The sequence below is a fragment of the Wujia sp. genome, assembly GCF_056872695.1.
Genome location: NZ_DBMFCD010000009.1, coordinates 98,703 through 116,187, shown reverse-complemented (window position 1 = coordinate 116,187; position 17,485 = coordinate 98,703). Strand labels below are relative to the sequence as shown.

Sequence of the window (17,485 nt, the reverse complement as noted above, 5' to 3'; positions counted from 1 at the left end):
GTTTAATTTACATTACGTTAAGTTAAACAAATGTGGTTTTGCCTTGATCTTGATTCTCTGGTATACTTTCTGACCCTTAGAATCTGTTGCCTCAATAACAATATATGTATATTCATTGTTATATGGTGCAAAGTATTCCGGCAAAAGCTTTAATGTCGTTGCAGCAACACTTACTGTATTTCCTGACTGGTCTACATAAGTTTCTGCAATCTCATGATTCGATGCATCTGCCAATTTCTTCAGATCCTTATCATAACGGAATACATGCTTGTTCTGACTCTTTACAACCTGAGCAGAATTCCAATCAGCAATCAGTACATGCTTTGTAGGATCCGCTGTATATGCATTGCTTGTATTGCCGTCCTTGTAATCCAGATCGTAGAAGATCTTAACAGATGACAGCGTCGTCTCTGAATCTGTGCTGACCTTGAAGTTAAATTCCGGATATGTCTGATCCTCATCTACCTTCATTACATAGCCATTGTTGCCATCCTTCTTGATAATCTCATTCTTCTCCTGAGTCTCTGTCGCATCATAGTCGAAGATACTGATCTTAGGCTGTGCAACACTCAGTCGTACAGAGTTACACATAATGTTGATGAACAGGTAACGCTCATCATTATTATTCTTATGAATACCAAGGATATCTCCATGTCCGGCACCACAGTAAAATACATTCTTATATGAATATAAGAAGTAATTATCCATGGCATCTCTTGGAGATGCTGCAAACATAGATGATACGGTCGGACCACTATCACCGCCTGCCAATGAATACCATACTGTCATGTTATCATCTTCGAGATCAACCGCATAGGACTGTCCATGCGTTGGTCCGATATACAGTTCAGACGCAATCGTGAATGGGAATGTTGTAACTAATCCCTGATTGTTCTGACTTGCCTTGTTTGTACCATATCTTCCGTGGAATGTATCGATATCAAACTTCGCATCCTGAATATGTACCGTCTGATCAGAATACTTTAACTGTGCATACTTGTATGGCATTGCATAAAATGCCTTGTCACTGTCATCACCAAGGTTAAAGCTGTCTGTATATGCAACATCTGTCAGATAACCAGATGTCGAGATCTTAATATCAGAATTCCAGCTTCCATAACGGGTTTCATCAGTTCTTGCCTTGAATGACAAGTTCGTCATAAAGTACTTGTCTTCATCCTCACTTATATACTTCACATAAGAGGAATCTGCATCTGTAATCTTTGGATTTGAACTGCTTGTCTTTGCATTTGTATCAGCAGCTTCTGCAGTTGTCTGCATATGGTATCGATCCATACCAAAGTATGAACGAAGTCTGTCTGTCAGCTTCACTGCTCCTGCATCTGCATATGGTGTCAATGTATCATGGAAGAGTACTACCTGATGTCCTCCGCTTACATATGTCTCCAGATCATCCAAAGCTATTTCAGATTTGATATCCTTACCATTAAAGCTCTCGGATGGACCAAGTAAAACAGAACTGTAACATTCTGCTATCCAGTCTGTACCTCCCGCATAACGAGTGAATGTCTTATATGCCTGCTGATACTTCAGAAGCACATCTGTTTCATGATAATAATCTGAAATCAGCGTATCAATGTTCTTACCATCAGACAGATAAGCAGATGAGATATCATCATACATCGGCTTTCTGTTTGCTAATGCATATAAGTCAAAATAATATCCGGTCTTCTGAATATCTTCAAGTTCTTTTCTTGTAATCTGTCCTGCCAGAGGTCCCTTACCGGTATCCTGATCCGCAGCCTTGTTCATATCTGAACTAAAGTTTGTAATCAGCTCTGTAAATGCTTCATCAAGTTCTTTCTTCTTCTCGTCAACCTTTGCCTGCTCGCCTTCCTGTCCTTCCTGTCCGTCAATCAAAAGCTGGTAGTCGTTAGCAGCCTCTTCATAATCACACTTTTTCTTTGCTACGTACAGTGTATTGATTTCATCCATCTCCAGCTCACTGATCAGCTGTGTACGCAGAATATTTAAGATCTCCGCTTCCGTCAATCTCGCATACTTATCATTCACCTGTGCATCTGTAAAATCCGGATTATCTGCTTTTAACTTTGCTTTAATCGTCTGTCCATCTGCAGCTGCCTGTGTTGCATCATGCTTTGCCAACTGTGCTTTCAGGATTGGTGTTTCAATTTCTGCATAATCTTCATATTTCGATGTAGTTGTACTTGGTCCTTGTGCTACCTCTGTTCGCTTTAAGCCGTCTAATACTACAACATCAGAGATTGTTCCATCCTTGTTTACCACATATGTATATGCGTCACGTACCTGCTGAGAAAGCTTCTCAAACTCACTGCTCCGAATGATATCAATATCAAAGTCATACCAATCCTTAGCCTCATCCGCCAGGTTCTTATAGAAATCATCCACACCCTGATAACCTTCGAGCTTCAGATTACTATCATAAGCATTTACACCATAGATATGCTGATGCTTACCAACATAGATCTTTGTACCATCGCGCTTTGTAAGATAACCACTGGTACCTTCTGTATCCTTATAACCACCTTCGTATTCTACTACATGACGATGACGTGACGCATCTTCATTGTAGCTTGGATTGTAGTTCAGAATCTGTGTTGAACGCTGGCAGACTGTACAGAAGTACAGGGAATCATTACCCATTGATCCACCACCGCCATCCGGCATGATCTGAAGTACAGAAACTTCCTGCTTCTTGTCTTCGCTGTTCTTGATATAGGAGAATCCTGTCTGATTAACCGCAACTCCTGTATCGTTATCTACGATCTCCAGCATCCAGTATACCGGACCGAAGAAAGACGATGGACACTCATACGATAATGTATTTGTGCTGCTCGTTGTCAATAACTCTTTTCCGCTCTCACTTCGATCGAACTTACTGTTTCCATCATCATCCACATACAATGTCGCTGTAAAGTTTTTACTATTGATTACATCGTATTTGAATGTTAAAGTTCTGCTTGTCAGAATTGTTGACTTATCATACCGGTTGTATGTTTTCGGCATACTCTTCACGATCAGCTTAGGCTTCTTCTTTGAACAATTATATACCTGTGCCAGAAGTTCCTTGCTTCCCGTTACGATTGTCTTAGGATCTGCTTCTTCACTATCACTCTCAGAGCCTTTCTGAGATGCAAATACAGATACATAACCTGTCATGGTATCTCCAAGAGAACCATCATCGAAAATATCCACAACCTGATCCTGCTTAAATCCAAATACAACTGTCGGATTTGACTCATTCTTTGCCGCCTGTGCAGCACAAGCATCCAACACCTTACGCATATTGGAATCCGGATCGATAGAGTTCTGCCGATATCCATTTGCTGTTACCATCTGGTATGCCTGCGTCAGCTTCTCACTGACAACAACTGGCATTCCCTTATCAATATAATCTTTCAAAGCCAAATAACGATTGTATGTAATATCATTACCATTCAGATATGTAAATGTACTCTGAAGATTACCATTCTTGCTTGCCTGTGCCGTCATCTTTTCACCACTTAAGTTCTGGTTTCGTGCTGACGTTACGTATACCAAATCGCCATTATGTGTATACATTGTATAGAACGGCATCTTTGTAAGTTCTGTTGTCAGATCAAACTGATTGTTCCAGTTATGCTTTAAGTACTGGCTCTGCAATGCCTTGAAATTCTCGGCACTATCTTTTAAAGCGGAAGTATTTCCACCAAGATAAATCATATCGTAGGTTCCGAGTATCTCTGTCTTATCACCTGCGAATTCCTCGGTAGACATCTGCACCAGATTGATCTTCTCACTAGGAATTCCAAGTGCATCCGCAAGTTTTGCCTTGGAAAGCTCCCATGCATAATACTCTGTATTCTCCGGAATCTGCTCCTTCGTCTTTCCATCGATCATACTGGAAGGATCCGTGTAATAATTTCCACTATAGATTCTTCCCTGACCATTTTTGGACTGTGCAAGCTGCAGATCAATCGGATAACATGGCTGCAGTTCCAACACTGTAAACATGGATGCTGAAGAGCTGTTTCCACCAATTCCACGATACTTTGAAGCATTGATCAAATCTGCAATCACCTTTGCTGTCTTCGCACTTGTGGTTGTTGTGATCATGCTGAAATCGTTTCTGGTTGTCACCATTACATTTTCCTGATTTGAAATATAATCTGTAGTAGCAACCATAAGAACCAACTTCATATAGTTTGTTTCACGTTTGTCTTTATCACTTAAGTTTCCGCCTGTCGAAGCTGTACCGGTTCCCATATTCGCGCTATACACAATATGTAACTTACCATACATTGCAGATGCAAACTTCCGGTACATATCATATGGGATTGTCAGACCATTACAATTATCTTCAATCACAACCATATCATATGCATCAAAGTCAACATTTGCTGCCTCATCCATCGTAACTACATCGTTTTCAATATAGTTTGGTCGTGTCTGTACGCGGTTATTATAACCATTCAAATACATGATGGAATCCGATGCCAGAGTATAAATCTTACTGTTTACTGCTGGAGTATATTCGCCTGTAACAGGCACCCCACCCTCTTCTGCTGGCGTAACCGTATATAACGGGGTCGTTACTTCCGGATTCTTGCCATCTGCTGTCTGCATCAGCAAGTCTGTCCGACTTGAGGTTCCATCCTCACTGATTGTCAAAATTTTAGCTAAATAAGATGGATTCGGTTCTGTAACATTTCCAGTCTCATCTACAACCGGCTGTGTCGCATACACCGTATTCCATACTCCATTTTCCTTCTGTGTCTTACCATTGATACCCAAGTAAAGAGATCCACCAGCATGTCCTAAGTACTGTTCCGGTGACAAGCCATCACTCCACTTGAATGTGTAGTAATACTTCTCGTTTGGTCCAAACACACTGGATGCCAAGTCTTTCATCTGCTTACTGTCATCCTGGTCAATCGTTGATGTCACTGGGCTGTCAATAATCAATGGTTTAAAGCTTCCAACTGCGTATTCATGTAATGCTGCATAAAGATCTTCACTAATATCATTATTCTTTGAGAACTTATTTGTACTATCATTACTTACATAGATCAAATCCGCATTTGAAATATACTTTAATGCATCCTCAGCAGAAAGGTTCTTTGTATTATTAAGAGAACCATCAAATGATACATATTCAATACTATCATTTGCCATAGCTGTCTCAATTGTCTTGTTACCATCAATTACATAATTTTTAAATCCATTGGAACTTACGAACGTGTCCAATGTAGATGCAGTTCCGGAGGATGTAATCTCTGCGATGTGATATACTCTGTCCACATCTGGATCCTGCGAATTGGAGTTCTCGATTATATAATCAATAATCGTCTTCTCACTAACAGATCCGGATGCATCTGCCACAAACATACCATCCTCTAATACATCATCATTACCATTACCAGCAAAGGAGAACGAAGCAATTGCTACGGCTATCGCCGCAACGAACATAACTGCTAATGCTGATATTGTAATCTTCATTTTTCGTTTCATGTTCCCTTTCCCTCCCTTACTTTCTTGGTTTTAATACATGAGAATTTCTTGTACTGATTCTGCCGAGCGTTGTATAAGTCATGCTCGACTGATTATAATACAAATCAATTGCTATTGTCTCATCCGCTGCATTGATGGTTGCTACACAACCAGATATATTCACATCTGTAGCTCCTGCACTTGCTATCCGATATGAAAAATACTTGTTATACAGATGTGACGTCTTGGAATCCGAATCTGTCATATCCAGTTCATCGTCCAAATCCGTCATATATGCATACTTTCTTCCATAATACAAGTTGCTACCATCAAAACAAAATGTTGAAACCAGTGTATCGTTGATACTGTAAATCCGTGCTGTTCCTTTCACCGTACATGATACCGTCGTCGCTGTATTTGTCAGGCTGTTCATAATATTCTGATCTGACAATACATTTGGATTACCACTCGGAACCTGATTCATATCTAAAGGAACTGCACTCTCCACTCGAATGCTGGATACATATATTTTCTTATCCGCTGTTAAATCTGAAAATAAAACAACATCTGTACCATTTACTGACCCGGTAATTCCATATGACGCTGGATTAGCAATCAACGCATCGGCAGTTGCCTTATCCCGCACATAATACTTACGTGTTGCAGCCGTCGTTACAGCTTTGCCATCATCTCCTAAATTAGAAAACGTCATCTGGCTGTCATCTGCAACTTCATAGCCAACGAGTACAATATCCGATGCCTGCATAATCGTATCTGTGATTAATCCATACGTCTCCTGTGCGCTTGCCTGCATCTTGATATCAACCTTCGCCTTTCGGTTCTGCATTACACTTGATCCCATAAACGAAGATACCGCCAGCATCAAGAACGATAGCACCGCCATCGCAATGATCAGTTCAATCAGGGAGAAACCACTATTTTGTTTGATTTTGCTTTTCATCCTCGCGCCTCCCCTTAATTTGATGTGTGACTGCCATTTTTATTCAATGTCACAGTAGAAATCAGACTGTCACCAGATTTTTTGTAGAACCTAAACTTACCATTTCCTTTGATACACATACCCTGTCGGTCATAAATGATATAAACTGGATCACCACTCTGGCTTAACTCTCCGACATCATACTCTGTCCCTGTGTCATCTACATATTTGACAGTTACATATGCGGAAAAAGACTCGCCCTTTCCTTTGCATGCATTCTCTGAATCCGGGAACTCATAGCTACTATACTGATTCATGTCACTGCCATTTCCTTTGTAGTAACCTTTTTTCACATAATAGCGATCGCCCTGTTTATGGATTGCTAATGCAAAACGATAATCCGATTGATTTGTTCCACCAATTACTACCATCTTGCCTTTTGCATAACTCTGTGTCTGTGAAAGAGCATCTTCCAATGTACTTGCAGCCTCTTTCGCCTTTGCATTATGCATAATTGTGAGCGTAACCATAGCGGCGGCTGTCATCACCGCTATGATTGCTATAACAATTATCATTTCCACTAACGAGTAGCCTTCATTTCTTTTCATAAATCTTCTCTTATTCATAGGCCACCTCTATTCTACGTTCTTCATCCAGTTTGAGAAGCTGACTACATCTGTATAATCAATTGAATCAATTGATTTTGTATCTGTATCATCCCCTGCTGAACCTGAATCATCGCTTGGACTGTAGCCACGGAACAATGATAACAACAGCTTCGAAGCATCATCATTATTCATCAGGCACTCACGTAATACCGCTCTACAAATCTCAGAACTTGATGCAATTGTGCTGACTTTGCCATTTACATAAATCTTACCACCTGCAATAATCGCACCCTCAAAGTCTGTTACACCATTGTCAGCTGAACTATCAAAGTACACATTACCCTTTGTTACTACAATGCCTCGAACCTTGCCTTTATCTTCCTTTCTGGCTTTCACAACAACATCCTTATCACTAACCCATACTGAATACTTGGATGCCAGATCTAAAATCAGGTTATTGCCAGAATCAGAAACGTCTGTTCCTGAAATATTCGGTGATATCGACACGCTCTTAATCAATGACATATCCATGAATTTATTGATTGGTGTCAAACTTGCATCACCAAAGTTTTTGTCTGACACAAATTCCTTGATATACTTCTTCTCAATGTCATTATTTGAATCTTTAATTGCATCTCCGGTTGTAGTATAATGGCCAAGATTCCACTTCATATACTCATACTCAAGCTCCATGTCATTGGATAACTGGTAAGCATCTGTATAAATCTTCTCAGAGCCATCTTCGTTTGCATCTTTATTCCACTTCACACCACTTGCCATGTTATTTACTCCATCGGATGTCAATAACTTCTGAAGTGCTGACATATCATCTGCTCTGACAATACTAAACTGTGTACCTGATTTTGTTGTAATTGCACCACTTGAATAAATGCTTACATTCTGGTTCAATTCACTATCCGGAAGAATAATATCTCCGGCATCAAAATCCTCATAATCGCCAATATCAACAAGATATTCTGCAATTACACTGTCTGTCAGTCCTCTCTTATCTGTCGCAGCTACATAATTTCTATGCATTTCCAGCTCTGCACTGTAATCATGGATGAATCCAGCTGCATAATACTGTGGGGATGGATATGTCTTAATCCAGTTATCATAATCCAGATCAGAAATATTTCCTGCCAGATTATGTGCTCTCCAATATGACAATGTATTATAATATGCCGTTGAAAAATCATAATAATAATACTTTTTGCCAGATACTTCCTGCAATACACAAGGAACTTTTCCATCAAATACTGCCTCTGGGAAATAACGCTCAAACAATGTACTTCCCTTCAATGCTGGTGGAAGTTCTGCTACATAATAACCAAGTGATTCTCCGGCTGTATTTTTCGCAAGTGTTGGAACTCCCTTACTTGTGACCGGAATATAAGCCTCCTGATTACTCTTTATTGAAATACTCTCTCCCATCTTATAATCACGGATGGTTGTCGTCTTATTATCATCCGTTCTTAAAGATGCCGGCATCTCTGCATTATAATCAACCGGATGGTATGTATATACATCTGTCACAGTATCTACTTCTACTGTTGTCTCTTTGCCATCCTTATCTTTCACAGTCTCATTGGTCTTACCACTGATCGTGTTTACATCCTTTGAAAGCTCGATATACGTACGTCCTGCAAGGAAAATATTCTTTGCCTGTGCAAAGTTCAACGTCGACTGCTCACCATTTACAATAATCGCACTACTGTTATAGTGACCACGGTTTTCAATCGTCGTCTTTCCATTTGCATCTTCCACTGTAATCTGGAAATTCTTCGTATTGACAACTGGTGTAAACTTACGATTATCCTTTTCTGTGCTGTCTCCATATCCATAATAGCTACCTTTCAGCTGGAACGTAGCTCCGGCTGAATTCAGTTCTGTGTCATCCTTCACATACATGTCTGCCTTGAAGATTGCACTTGAGCCCTTATACTTTTTCGTTTTAACACCGGTTCCTTCATTTGTGACCGTCTCAACCGTACTATAGCCATCCAGAACTATATCATCTGTCCAGACTTCTGATTCGGAAGTCTTTGTACCATTCTTTCCATAAATAGATAAAGAACCTTTATCCATAACAGCCATCGTTCCAGGAACAATAATCGTATCTGCCATAATAGATACCTGTGAACCATTTACATAAAATCCAGAGTATTTACTCTTTATATTTTCTCCATCATAATACTCTTTTGCCAAAGGCTGATTCTCTGGATCTTCTGCATTCCAATAGGTATATGTTGGGGCTGTCTTTTCTCCCGCTGCACTCTTGGAAGTTACACTGCCGTGTACATACAGATCCGACAGATTTGTTGTAGTACCATCTTCGTTTGTAATATTATAAGTTGCAGATCCTACAAACTTCTTATCTGCATCTTTTACATCATCATCCCAGGTACTTTCATTATAGTTTTTGTTATAATAATCTGAAGCTGCATACACATTACCTGCCACCGTTAGCGGAGTTGTCTTCTGATCTACATAGACACCCATATCTGCAACCAATGCATACTTGAAGATATTCGGATCCTGATCATTGACTGCATCAAACTTTACTGCAAAATCCGGTTTCCCAATTACAATATCTGTCGTAATTGTCTGGGTAAACACACCATTTTCTGAAGACCGATTGTACTCAGCCGTCCGTGTCAGCGTCACATTTCGGATGATTTTTCCAACATTGTCGTTTCCATCCTTAATATTTTCTATAACAAGTCGACTGTCATCAAGTTTTACTGTATCATTCGTAATATATGACCGCAACTTTGCTGCAAGAGCAGTCACATTATCATCCTTGAAGAACTCATTCTTAGATAAGCGTCGATAGAAATCATCTGTGAACATCTTCTGTGTTTCCTCTTCTGATTTCGTCACATAACGTCCTTTCCCAAGATCATACTCTACCATGTTCTCAACAGTATACACATATGCATTCTTCAAATCCTCTACTGTCTGGGAACCGACACCCGTATAGATCTCATTCAGTGCCTGTTCCACATAATAAAAGTTTTCTCTGGAGTTCATATCCACCAATTTTAACCGATAAGACTGAACTGCCGCTGAAAGCAATGCACCTACTACAATACCAATAAATGCAATTGATACAATTACCATGATGATACTGGAGCCAGCATTGTTTTTTAGTTTTCTTAAAAGTTTCTTTAATTTTTTCAACTAATTAACCCCCCTTGCTCCAGACAACTGAATTGTATTCAGTGCTTTGTTGTTTAACGGTGTTAACGTCACTGTAACCGTATACATGCGGTCAGATTTTCTTGTATCCTGTTTCAATGTATAAAGTACAGCTTTGCTATCCTGTGGAAGCGGAACACCCGACTCATCTACCTGATTTATCGTATATTCTGTTCCAAGCTTATATTTTGGATAAACCACACTCGTATCATCATCGGATGTACCCTGTTTTGTCTCATACTCACCCTTTACATATTTAAATTTGTCCAAATAATCATCTGAGTAGAACTGAATATTCGAATTTTTTGTTGCCTCTGAATACTCTGTATATCCGTTTATATCCAAATTTGTAAAGATATAAATACGATCCAACGTATTCGTTATATCCGGCTTTCCATCTGCTCCAAGAGAAACAGGTACATTGTTTGTTTTGCTGGCAAAATGAATCTTTACCTTTTTTGTATTGGATGTGTTTGTATAATATGTATAGTATTCACCTTTCAAATCATACTGTGACAGATCTGCACCTGCATTCATCTGATCTCTGTATGGTTTATAAAGATACAATCTGCAACCATCCACATGATTATCAAACAGGAAATAATCATCCGCCTTATACTGTACAGCTTCGCCTTTTTCTGATATACAATATGGCTGATATTCAAAATAAATTTCCGGTGGTTCCTTTGTATAGAACTTCTGGCTGAATATCGTATAGGAAACAGTATCATTAAAACGATTCTTATCCTGTTTTGCCGGATCAAGATCCTTCACCTGAATCGAATAAGAATAATTATAATATACATCTACCTTTACCACATAATAATCTTTGCCCTGTGCATCCGTTTTCTGATCTGTGTAAATCTTGATCAGACGGTCCGAAGTGGAAAGTGTTTCCGATGACAAAATAGACTCGCTATCAACATTCAGCAATGCCTGTTCCCATGAATCATAATCCAATTCACGTAAGTGATCCATTGCCTTCGAGAACAACGCTGAAAACGCCTCTGTATCAAAGCTTGATGTTCCACCCATGATCATCGCTACACTGTCTTTATCCAGGTCATGCATATTTCCCAGATTCACATCATTCGGATCTGCAATATAGCTGACCGGATCTCCATCCGCTGTTGTATCTGTACAAGCAACGGCTGTAACCACTCCGCTCGTGTATTTCACGATGGACCCCTCATTTGTCAGTTCAAAGCCATCCCCAAACTTTTCTAAATCAGTTTTTGTCAAACCATAAGCAATCTTATAATGTGTTGGATCGCTTGCGTTACCTTGTGCCCGCACTTTGTTTGCCAAATCATCAAGCACAACGACATTCGAATACTTATCTTTTTTTGCTCCAATCTCGCAATCCGGAAGTGTATATTTGTATGTATTGTACTCCACTGTCTTCGAAAGAGAGACACCATCCGTACTATACAGCTCCGCTACAATGTTATTTGTTTCTGTCGGCTTCCCGTAATAGGTATCCTTATCGAGTTCGTCTCTGGACACAGTCTGGAACTCTTCCATCTGATAAGTTGCCTTCTCGTTTGCCTCCTGAAGAGCCTTCGCACGCCGACTCGTATTCAGGGTGTTAGAAAACTGATGAATAATTGGAGTCAAAAGGATTGACAATATGGCAACAGCTATGACGATTTCAATTAAACTGAAACCTTTATTATTTGTTTTTGCCATAATTACACCCTTTCTTAGTATACCTTTACAGTACCTGTCTTGCTTCCTAATGCAAATCTAGGAGCACTCGCGTCATCTCCTGCAACCTTTACATAAACTGGAACCTTTGTGCCATTGGTTACATTCAACTTCACACCGTTCTTATCCTCACTGTCTACTCTGTCTGATGACTCCACATAGATTGTAAGCTCACTGTCTGTCAGTTCAAATGAATATGACTCATCACCAAGCTTTACTTCTACCATGTTCTTTCCATCTTCTTCTGTGATAGAAAGTGCAACTGTCTCTACTGAATTTGCAGTAGAACTTACCTTATCACTACCTGCACTTACGATGATACCATCTGAGCTGTCACCGTTTGCATTGTTCAGACCAATCAGGATATCATGATCACTTACAATGTCCTCGCCCTGACCTGCATCATGGCTGGATGTCTGTACAGATGCTGCGCCAGAACCACCAAGGAAGATATTCGATACACCTTCTGGAACATCTACATCAACGGAATCTGCTTCACGTCCGTTACCACTGATGCAGTATGCATTCAACGCAATACTACCTGTATACATCTCGCTCTGAGAATCATATGCAATATTTATAGATGAAATATTCATACGATACTTATATGCCATGATATAATCAATAAAATCCTTGATACCTTCATAGGATCCTGCGTATGTAATAGGAAATGCTGCTGTCAGACACTGGTAACCACCAGCTGCAAGTACTTCTTCTGTATTATCCACATTAGATGTATCAGTTGTGCCAGCATCGTCGGATGCAACATCTGCAGATGCGGCTGCACTTAAGCTATAAAATGCCTCTGGCTCACCAAGTCCAACAGAATTTACACCAAACTGCAGATTGCCCTGATCTTTCTCTACACCCTTGATGAACATAACTGAGATTTCCTGATCGAGCGTAGCTGGGAAGTATGCCAGTCTCTCATCAAACTTCTGATTATACTCTGCTGTCTTCTCCTCATACATCTCACGGTCCTGCTGTTTTGCCATCAGTTCATCATATCTTGTCTGCAAAGTATTTACTTCAGACTGAATGCTGTCTGCAGTACTCATGTTATCCTTAAACACATACAGATAGGTAAGACCAAGGATGGCTACCGCTGCAATAAATAATAAAATCTTGATATTGCTCTTACTTAATTTCATATTTCCATACCTCCCCTTACTCTTCTACGCCTGTATCAGCAGCTTCCGTTGTATCCTCTGATGTGTCCGCTGCCGGATCATCCATCATTGGTACATAGTTAACAGTTACAGTAAAATTATATGTAATCTGACCTTCATTGTCCTCTTTCTGAATCATCGCTACATATGCATTATCCACGCAGTCAATCGTCTTTAACTGCATAATGAAGTCCGCAATTGCATCATAGCTTGTTGATACACAAGGCATCGTTACGCCTTCATTTGTAGAGTTAAAGTTTGATACAGTTATCTCTGCCGGAATCTTCTTCTCTAACTCAGAGATAAATTCTCTGACATTCTCGTTTAACTGATAAGTTGTGTAGTACATAGACTCCATATCTGTGTACTGTGCCTGTGCCTGATCATAAGCTGTAATGATATCTTCGATATCACTGACGCGGGCAATATCTGCCTCTAACTGCTGTTTCTTCTCTGTAACCGTATTCTTCTTATTAATAGAATAGAACGCCATACCGGCTGCGCCAATTGCTGCAACCGCAACTAATGCGATAAACGGTGCCAGACTTCCCTCTGCTTTCGTAGCCTGTGTGGCTGTATCCATAAGAACAAATCCCATCGGTGCAAATGCCGCTCCAATTGGAGTTACCAGATATACCGGGTTGTATACTTTCAAGTCAATACTTGGGTCAAACTTGATATTATATAATGTATCCATGATACGTGTACTGACATTCAACTGTACCTTGAACAACCCATCGATACCGCGAATCAACGCACCATCGCCCGTCAGGAATACATCCTCGATCGGCTTATCCGGATTCTTTGATGCATAGAAGTCCATAACACGACCAATGTTATTAATCAGATAACGGAATGCGCCTGTTACCTCGTTGTCATCAAAATCAACTGTGATAAGTCTGTCATTCTGCAACAGTGTCATTGCTGTCGTCGCATCAACGCCCTTTTCGTCCATTACTACATTAACAACAGCGTTTGTACCATATGGAACCGTTCTCTGTAACAACAGATTATCACCCTGTACGATGTTTAATACCGTACTTTCACTGCCCAACTGGATAACCATCGTCGTTGTGTTCTGGTTTGTCTGTGTCTTGATGAGCTGTAACATTGCATTACCGATATAATCAAGTGCAACAACATTCAGACCTGCCATCTGGCCCAAATCATAATAGGACTTTACCATATGCTGTGGTGCAGCCACTGCAAGCACGCGTAACTGCTTGTTATTTTCCTCATCCGTCACCGTCTCCAGCACAGAATGAGATACTACATAATCTTCTATATTTACAGGGAAATACTCGGATGAGTTTGAATTGATAATTCCTCTGATCTTTTTCTCAGGAACAAACGGTATCATAACCTCTCTATTTACAATCTTCGTAGAAGAAAGAACAAAGATTGCATTCTTATTGTTAATACCGCGAGCCATCAACTGCTGTGTAATTGCCTCCGCAATCTTCTCCGGCTCCTTTAATACACCATCTTCATAAGAATCTTCCGGTGTCTCAAATATGATGATATTGTGAATCATCGTCTGCTTTTTTGCTGAAGCAGTCAGCTCAATAATTGTAATACTTTCGTTTGTGATATCAATGGATAACACTTTATTACTTTTTGCCATTCGCTATAGCCTCCCTCGCTAATCAGTGATTTATATTCGGACTTTCGTCCATATACTTATAGGTACCAGCTCACGAGCTGTTCACCCCATATCATTGCTATAAATATACCCATAGATAAATATGGGCCCAAAGCCAGTTTTCTGCCGGCTTTCTTAACAGCCATCCGTATGAGATGTACTACCGTTCCGATAATACATGCCATGATAAATGCTACTATGATTCGTTTCCAGCCCATCAGTAAGCCGGTTGCTGCCATAAGTTTTATGTCACCGTGTCCTATGCCTCTCCCCTTTGTTACAAAGTTAATAAGCAGTAAAAAAACGCTGACCGCAAACAAACCGATTACATATTGACTCCAGTTACCCAGATCAGTAACGAGTCTAACCAGTCCCAAAATTAGTATAAAAATATTGAATCCTAATGGAATTTCCTGTGTGCGCCAATCGATCACACTCAATGCTAACAAGGCAGAAGCACACAGGCAGTATAAGAACGTCTCAACCGTAATACCTTTTGCGAGGAAGATACTTACGTATATCAAGCCATTCGCGCCCTCTATAATCGGGTATTGTGCCGATATATGCGCCTTACAGTGCCTGCACTTTCCACCTAAAAATAAATAACTAAATAATGGTATGAGCTCATACCATGACAAAGTGTGTCCACATGTCATACAATGAGACCGTTTTAAGGTTATACTTTCCTTTATTGGAAGTCGCAAAATCAGAACGTTCAAAAAACTTCCAATCACGATTCCATATAACACAAAAAAAATGCTAAATACTACTGTTACTAACATTGTCCTAACCTTTCCGTCTCATTTTTTAAATAGATTCCGTCTGAAAAATCAGACGGAATCTGCATTAATTTTACTGATATGCCTGTGACAGTTCCGGTGTCAACTGTACATATGTCTTAGCATTAGTACCATCTCCACCCTTATCAGCTGCAAGGTTTGCACCAGAAGGAGCAGCGCTACCAACGAATACAGCAACTGTACCCTTGTTTGAGATTGAAACGTAGAAATGATCCGGCTTAGCTGAAAGGTATCCATCAATTGCCTTAGAGAACTTAAGCTTTGGTGTCTTCTCACCGATGTTCTCGAAAATCAACTTCTGAATATCAGCCTGAGTTAAGTCTCCATTATAACCAGCAGGTGCCGTAGCAACACCAATAGCTGCTGTTGCTGAAGATGAATTTGTTGTAATTGTAATAACAGTATCTGCCGTAGATGTAGCCAGACCAGTTAAGTATGAATAGCAATCTTCGTTACCAAGTGCTGTCTCAACTGCTGTCTTAATAGTCTTTGCAGAACTTACATCATTTGACTTACGTGACTTATCAATGTACTTGATCAATGCAGGGGCAATAGCACCAGCAAGGATTGCCATGATAGCAATAACGATAATAAGCTCTACGAGTGAGAAACCTTTGTTGTTTGTTTTCTTCATAAATTTTCTCTCCTTTACCTTATATAATTTTATATGATAAAACCGAAGTCCTCGCTTCTCCGGTTTGTATCCATTTTAATAGCTGTCGACTGCGTCGTACATGCTGAGCATTGGACTGTAGATTGCCATAACGATACCTCCAACAACTACACCCATGATAACAATAATCAATGGTTCCATCGCTGCTGTCAGAGCATCCGTTGCATCATTTACTTCCATCTCATAATAATCTGCAACCTTGTCCATCATATCTTCGATGTTACCTGTCTCCTCACCAATCTTTGTCATCTGGGACAACATCGGAGGGAAGATACCACAATCACGCAACGGTTTGGAAAGCGGAACACCCTTGGATACCTGTACTTTTGCATCCAGCAATGCTTCCCGGATAATCCGGTTATTGATCATCTTGGCTACCTGTTCCACTGCATCAATCAGGCTGATACCGGAAGCCATCAGTGTTGCCATCGTGCGGGAGAATGTTGCTGCAGCAGATTTGATTGTCAGGGCTCCAAACAATGGTGCCTTCATTCCAATCTTTGCGTACAACAGTGATCCTGCCTCTGTCTTGCCAAGTGCCTTTAATCCAAACACTACTGCTACAACAATAATCACTACAATATACCATTTATGTTGTAAGAATTCACTTAGATTTACAAGCATCTGCGTTGCTGCTGGAAGTTCCGAGCCCAGATCATCAAACATCTGTGAGAACTGAGGAATAACTCCAACTAACAATACTGCAACAACCGCAACTACGACGATTAAAATAACAATAGGATATGTAACTGCACTTTTTACCTTTGAATGTAATGCATTCGCTGTCTCAAAATGAGTTGTCAATCTGTCAAAGCAAACTTCCAGATTACCGGACATCTCGCCGGCAGCCGTCATGTTGATCATGATCGGCGGGAATACCTTTGGATTCAGTTTGAATGCATCTGCCAGTGTACCACCCTTCTGTACATATGCCTGTGCTTCCTGCAGTGCACGCTGTAATGTCTTATTGTCCAGCTGTTCTGACATCATCTCCAGCGCACTGATGATCGTAACACCCGCGTTCAACACGGATGAAAACTGCTTACAGAATACCGCCAAGTCCTTGTCCTTTACTTTCTTACCACGACCAGTTTTGGCTGCGCCCTGCTCTTTAATGTCCTGGACGATTAAGCCTTCGGACTTCAGCTTTTCTTTTGCCTTGTCAAGGTTGATGGCTTCGATTGAGCCTTTCTTCGCCTTGCCGTTTTTGTCCATGGCTTTGTAATTGTATTGTGCCATTTTAACTCCTCCGACCCTCTTATTTTTCTAAAAA

10 protein-coding genes are annotated in these 17,485 nt (G+C 40.3%); all 10 read right to left on the bottom strand.

The genetic code is table 11. The features are described from left to right. Positions 1 to 12: 12 nt before the first annotated feature. The 10 genes from ACZQK9_RS09700 to ACZQK9_RS09655 all read right to left on the bottom strand — a co-directional run bounded on the left by ACZQK9_RS09700 (position 13) and on the right by ACZQK9_RS09655 (position 17,451). Complete coding sequence (locus ACZQK9_RS09700) at positions 13 to 5,493, bottom strand: hypothetical protein (RefSeq protein WP_483270448.1); 5,481 nt, start codon at positions 5,491 to 5,493, stop codon at positions 13 to 15. A 16-nt stretch (positions 5,494 to 5,509) separates the two neighbouring features. Continuing rightward, complete coding sequence (locus ACZQK9_RS09695; RefSeq protein ID WP_483270447.1) at positions 5,510 to 6,433, bottom strand: PulJ/GspJ family protein; 924 nt, start codon at positions 6,431 to 6,433, stop codon at positions 5,510 to 5,512. A gap of 14 nt (positions 6,434 to 6,447) precedes the next feature. Then, on the bottom strand, positions 6,448 to 7,020 hold the full coding sequence (locus tag ACZQK9_RS09690) for a prepilin-type N-terminal cleavage/methylation domain-containing protein (RefSeq protein WP_483270446.1): 573 nt from the start codon (positions 7,018 to 7,020) through the stop codon (positions 6,448 to 6,450). Positions 7,021 to 7,047: 27 nt separating this feature from the next. Then, positions 7,048 to 10,203 carry a hypothetical protein gene (locus tag ACZQK9_RS09685; protein ID WP_483270445.1) on the bottom strand — a complete coding sequence of 1,052 codons (3,156 nt, stop codon included), beginning with the start codon at positions 10,201 to 10,203 and terminating at the stop codon, positions 7,048 to 7,050. Next, entirely contained in the window at positions 10,204 to 11,910 is a 1,707-nt protein-coding gene (locus ACZQK9_RS09680) for a type IV pilus modification PilV family protein (protein ID WP_483270444.1), read from the bottom strand. Between the two features lie 14 nt (positions 11,911 to 11,924). Further along, on the bottom strand, positions 11,925 to 13,079 hold the full coding sequence (locus ACZQK9_RS09675) for a hypothetical protein (RefSeq protein WP_483270443.1): 1,155 nt from the start codon (positions 13,077 to 13,079) through the stop codon (positions 11,925 to 11,927). A gap of 16 nt (positions 13,080 to 13,095) precedes the next feature. Next, positions 13,096 to 14,721 carry a type IV pilus assembly protein PilM gene (gene pilM / locus ACZQK9_RS09670; RefSeq protein WP_483270442.1) on the bottom strand — a complete coding sequence of 542 codons (1,626 nt, stop codon included), beginning with the start codon at positions 14,719 to 14,721 and terminating at the stop codon, positions 13,096 to 13,098. A gap of 56 nt (positions 14,722 to 14,777) precedes the next feature. Then, complete coding sequence (locus ACZQK9_RS09665) at positions 14,778 to 15,521, bottom strand: prepilin peptidase (RefSeq protein WP_483270441.1); 744 nt, start codon at positions 15,519 to 15,521, stop codon at positions 14,778 to 14,780. A gap of 70 nt (positions 15,522 to 15,591) precedes the next feature. Beyond that, positions 15,592 to 16,173: a type II secretion system protein gene (locus ACZQK9_RS09660; protein WP_483270440.1), complete on the bottom strand. Its 582-nt coding sequence runs from the start codon at positions 16,171 to 16,173 to the stop codon at positions 15,592 to 15,594. A gap of 75 nt (positions 16,174 to 16,248) precedes the next feature. Then, positions 16,249 to 17,451 (bottom strand): type II secretion system F family protein, encoded by a 1,203-nt coding sequence (locus ACZQK9_RS09655; RefSeq protein WP_483270439.1) that lies wholly within the window; start codon positions 17,449 to 17,451, stop codon positions 16,249 to 16,251. Between the last annotated feature and the right edge of the window lie 34 nt (positions 17,452 to 17,485).

Excerpts from the sequence above, each read along its gene's own strand:
- ACZQK9_RS09700 (WP_483270448.1), bottom strand. The coding sequence starts at position 5,493 with ATGAAACGAAAAATGAAGATTACAATATCAGCATTAGCAGTTATGTTC.
- ACZQK9_RS09695 (WP_483270447.1), bottom strand. The coding sequence starts at position 6,433 with ATGAAAAGCAAAATCAAACAAAATAGTGGTTTCTCCCTGATTGAACTG.
- ACZQK9_RS09690 (WP_483270446.1), bottom strand. The coding sequence starts at position 7,020 with ATGAAAAGAAATGAAGGCTACTCGTTAGTGGAAATGATAATTGTTATA.
- ACZQK9_RS09680 (WP_483270444.1), bottom strand. The coding sequence starts at position 11,910 with ATGGCAAAAACAAATAATAAAGGTTTCAGTTTAATTGAAATCGTCATA.
- ACZQK9_RS09675 (WP_483270443.1), bottom strand. The coding sequence starts at position 13,079 with ATGAAATTAAGTAAGAGCAATATCAAGATTTTATTATTTATTGCAGCG.
- pilM (WP_483270442.1), bottom strand. The coding sequence starts at position 14,721 with ATGGCAAAAAGTAATAAAGTGTTATCCATTGATATCACAAACGAAAGT.
- ACZQK9_RS09665 (WP_483270441.1), bottom strand. The coding sequence starts at position 15,521 with ATGTTAGTAACAGTAGTATTTAGCATTTTTTTTGTGTTATATGGAATC.
- ACZQK9_RS09660 (WP_483270440.1), bottom strand. The coding sequence starts at position 16,173 with ATGAAGAAAACAAACAACAAAGGTTTCTCACTCGTAGAGCTTATTATC.
- ACZQK9_RS09655 (WP_483270439.1), bottom strand. The coding sequence starts at position 17,451 with ATGGCACAATACAATTACAAAGCCATGGACAAAAACGGCAAGGCGAAG.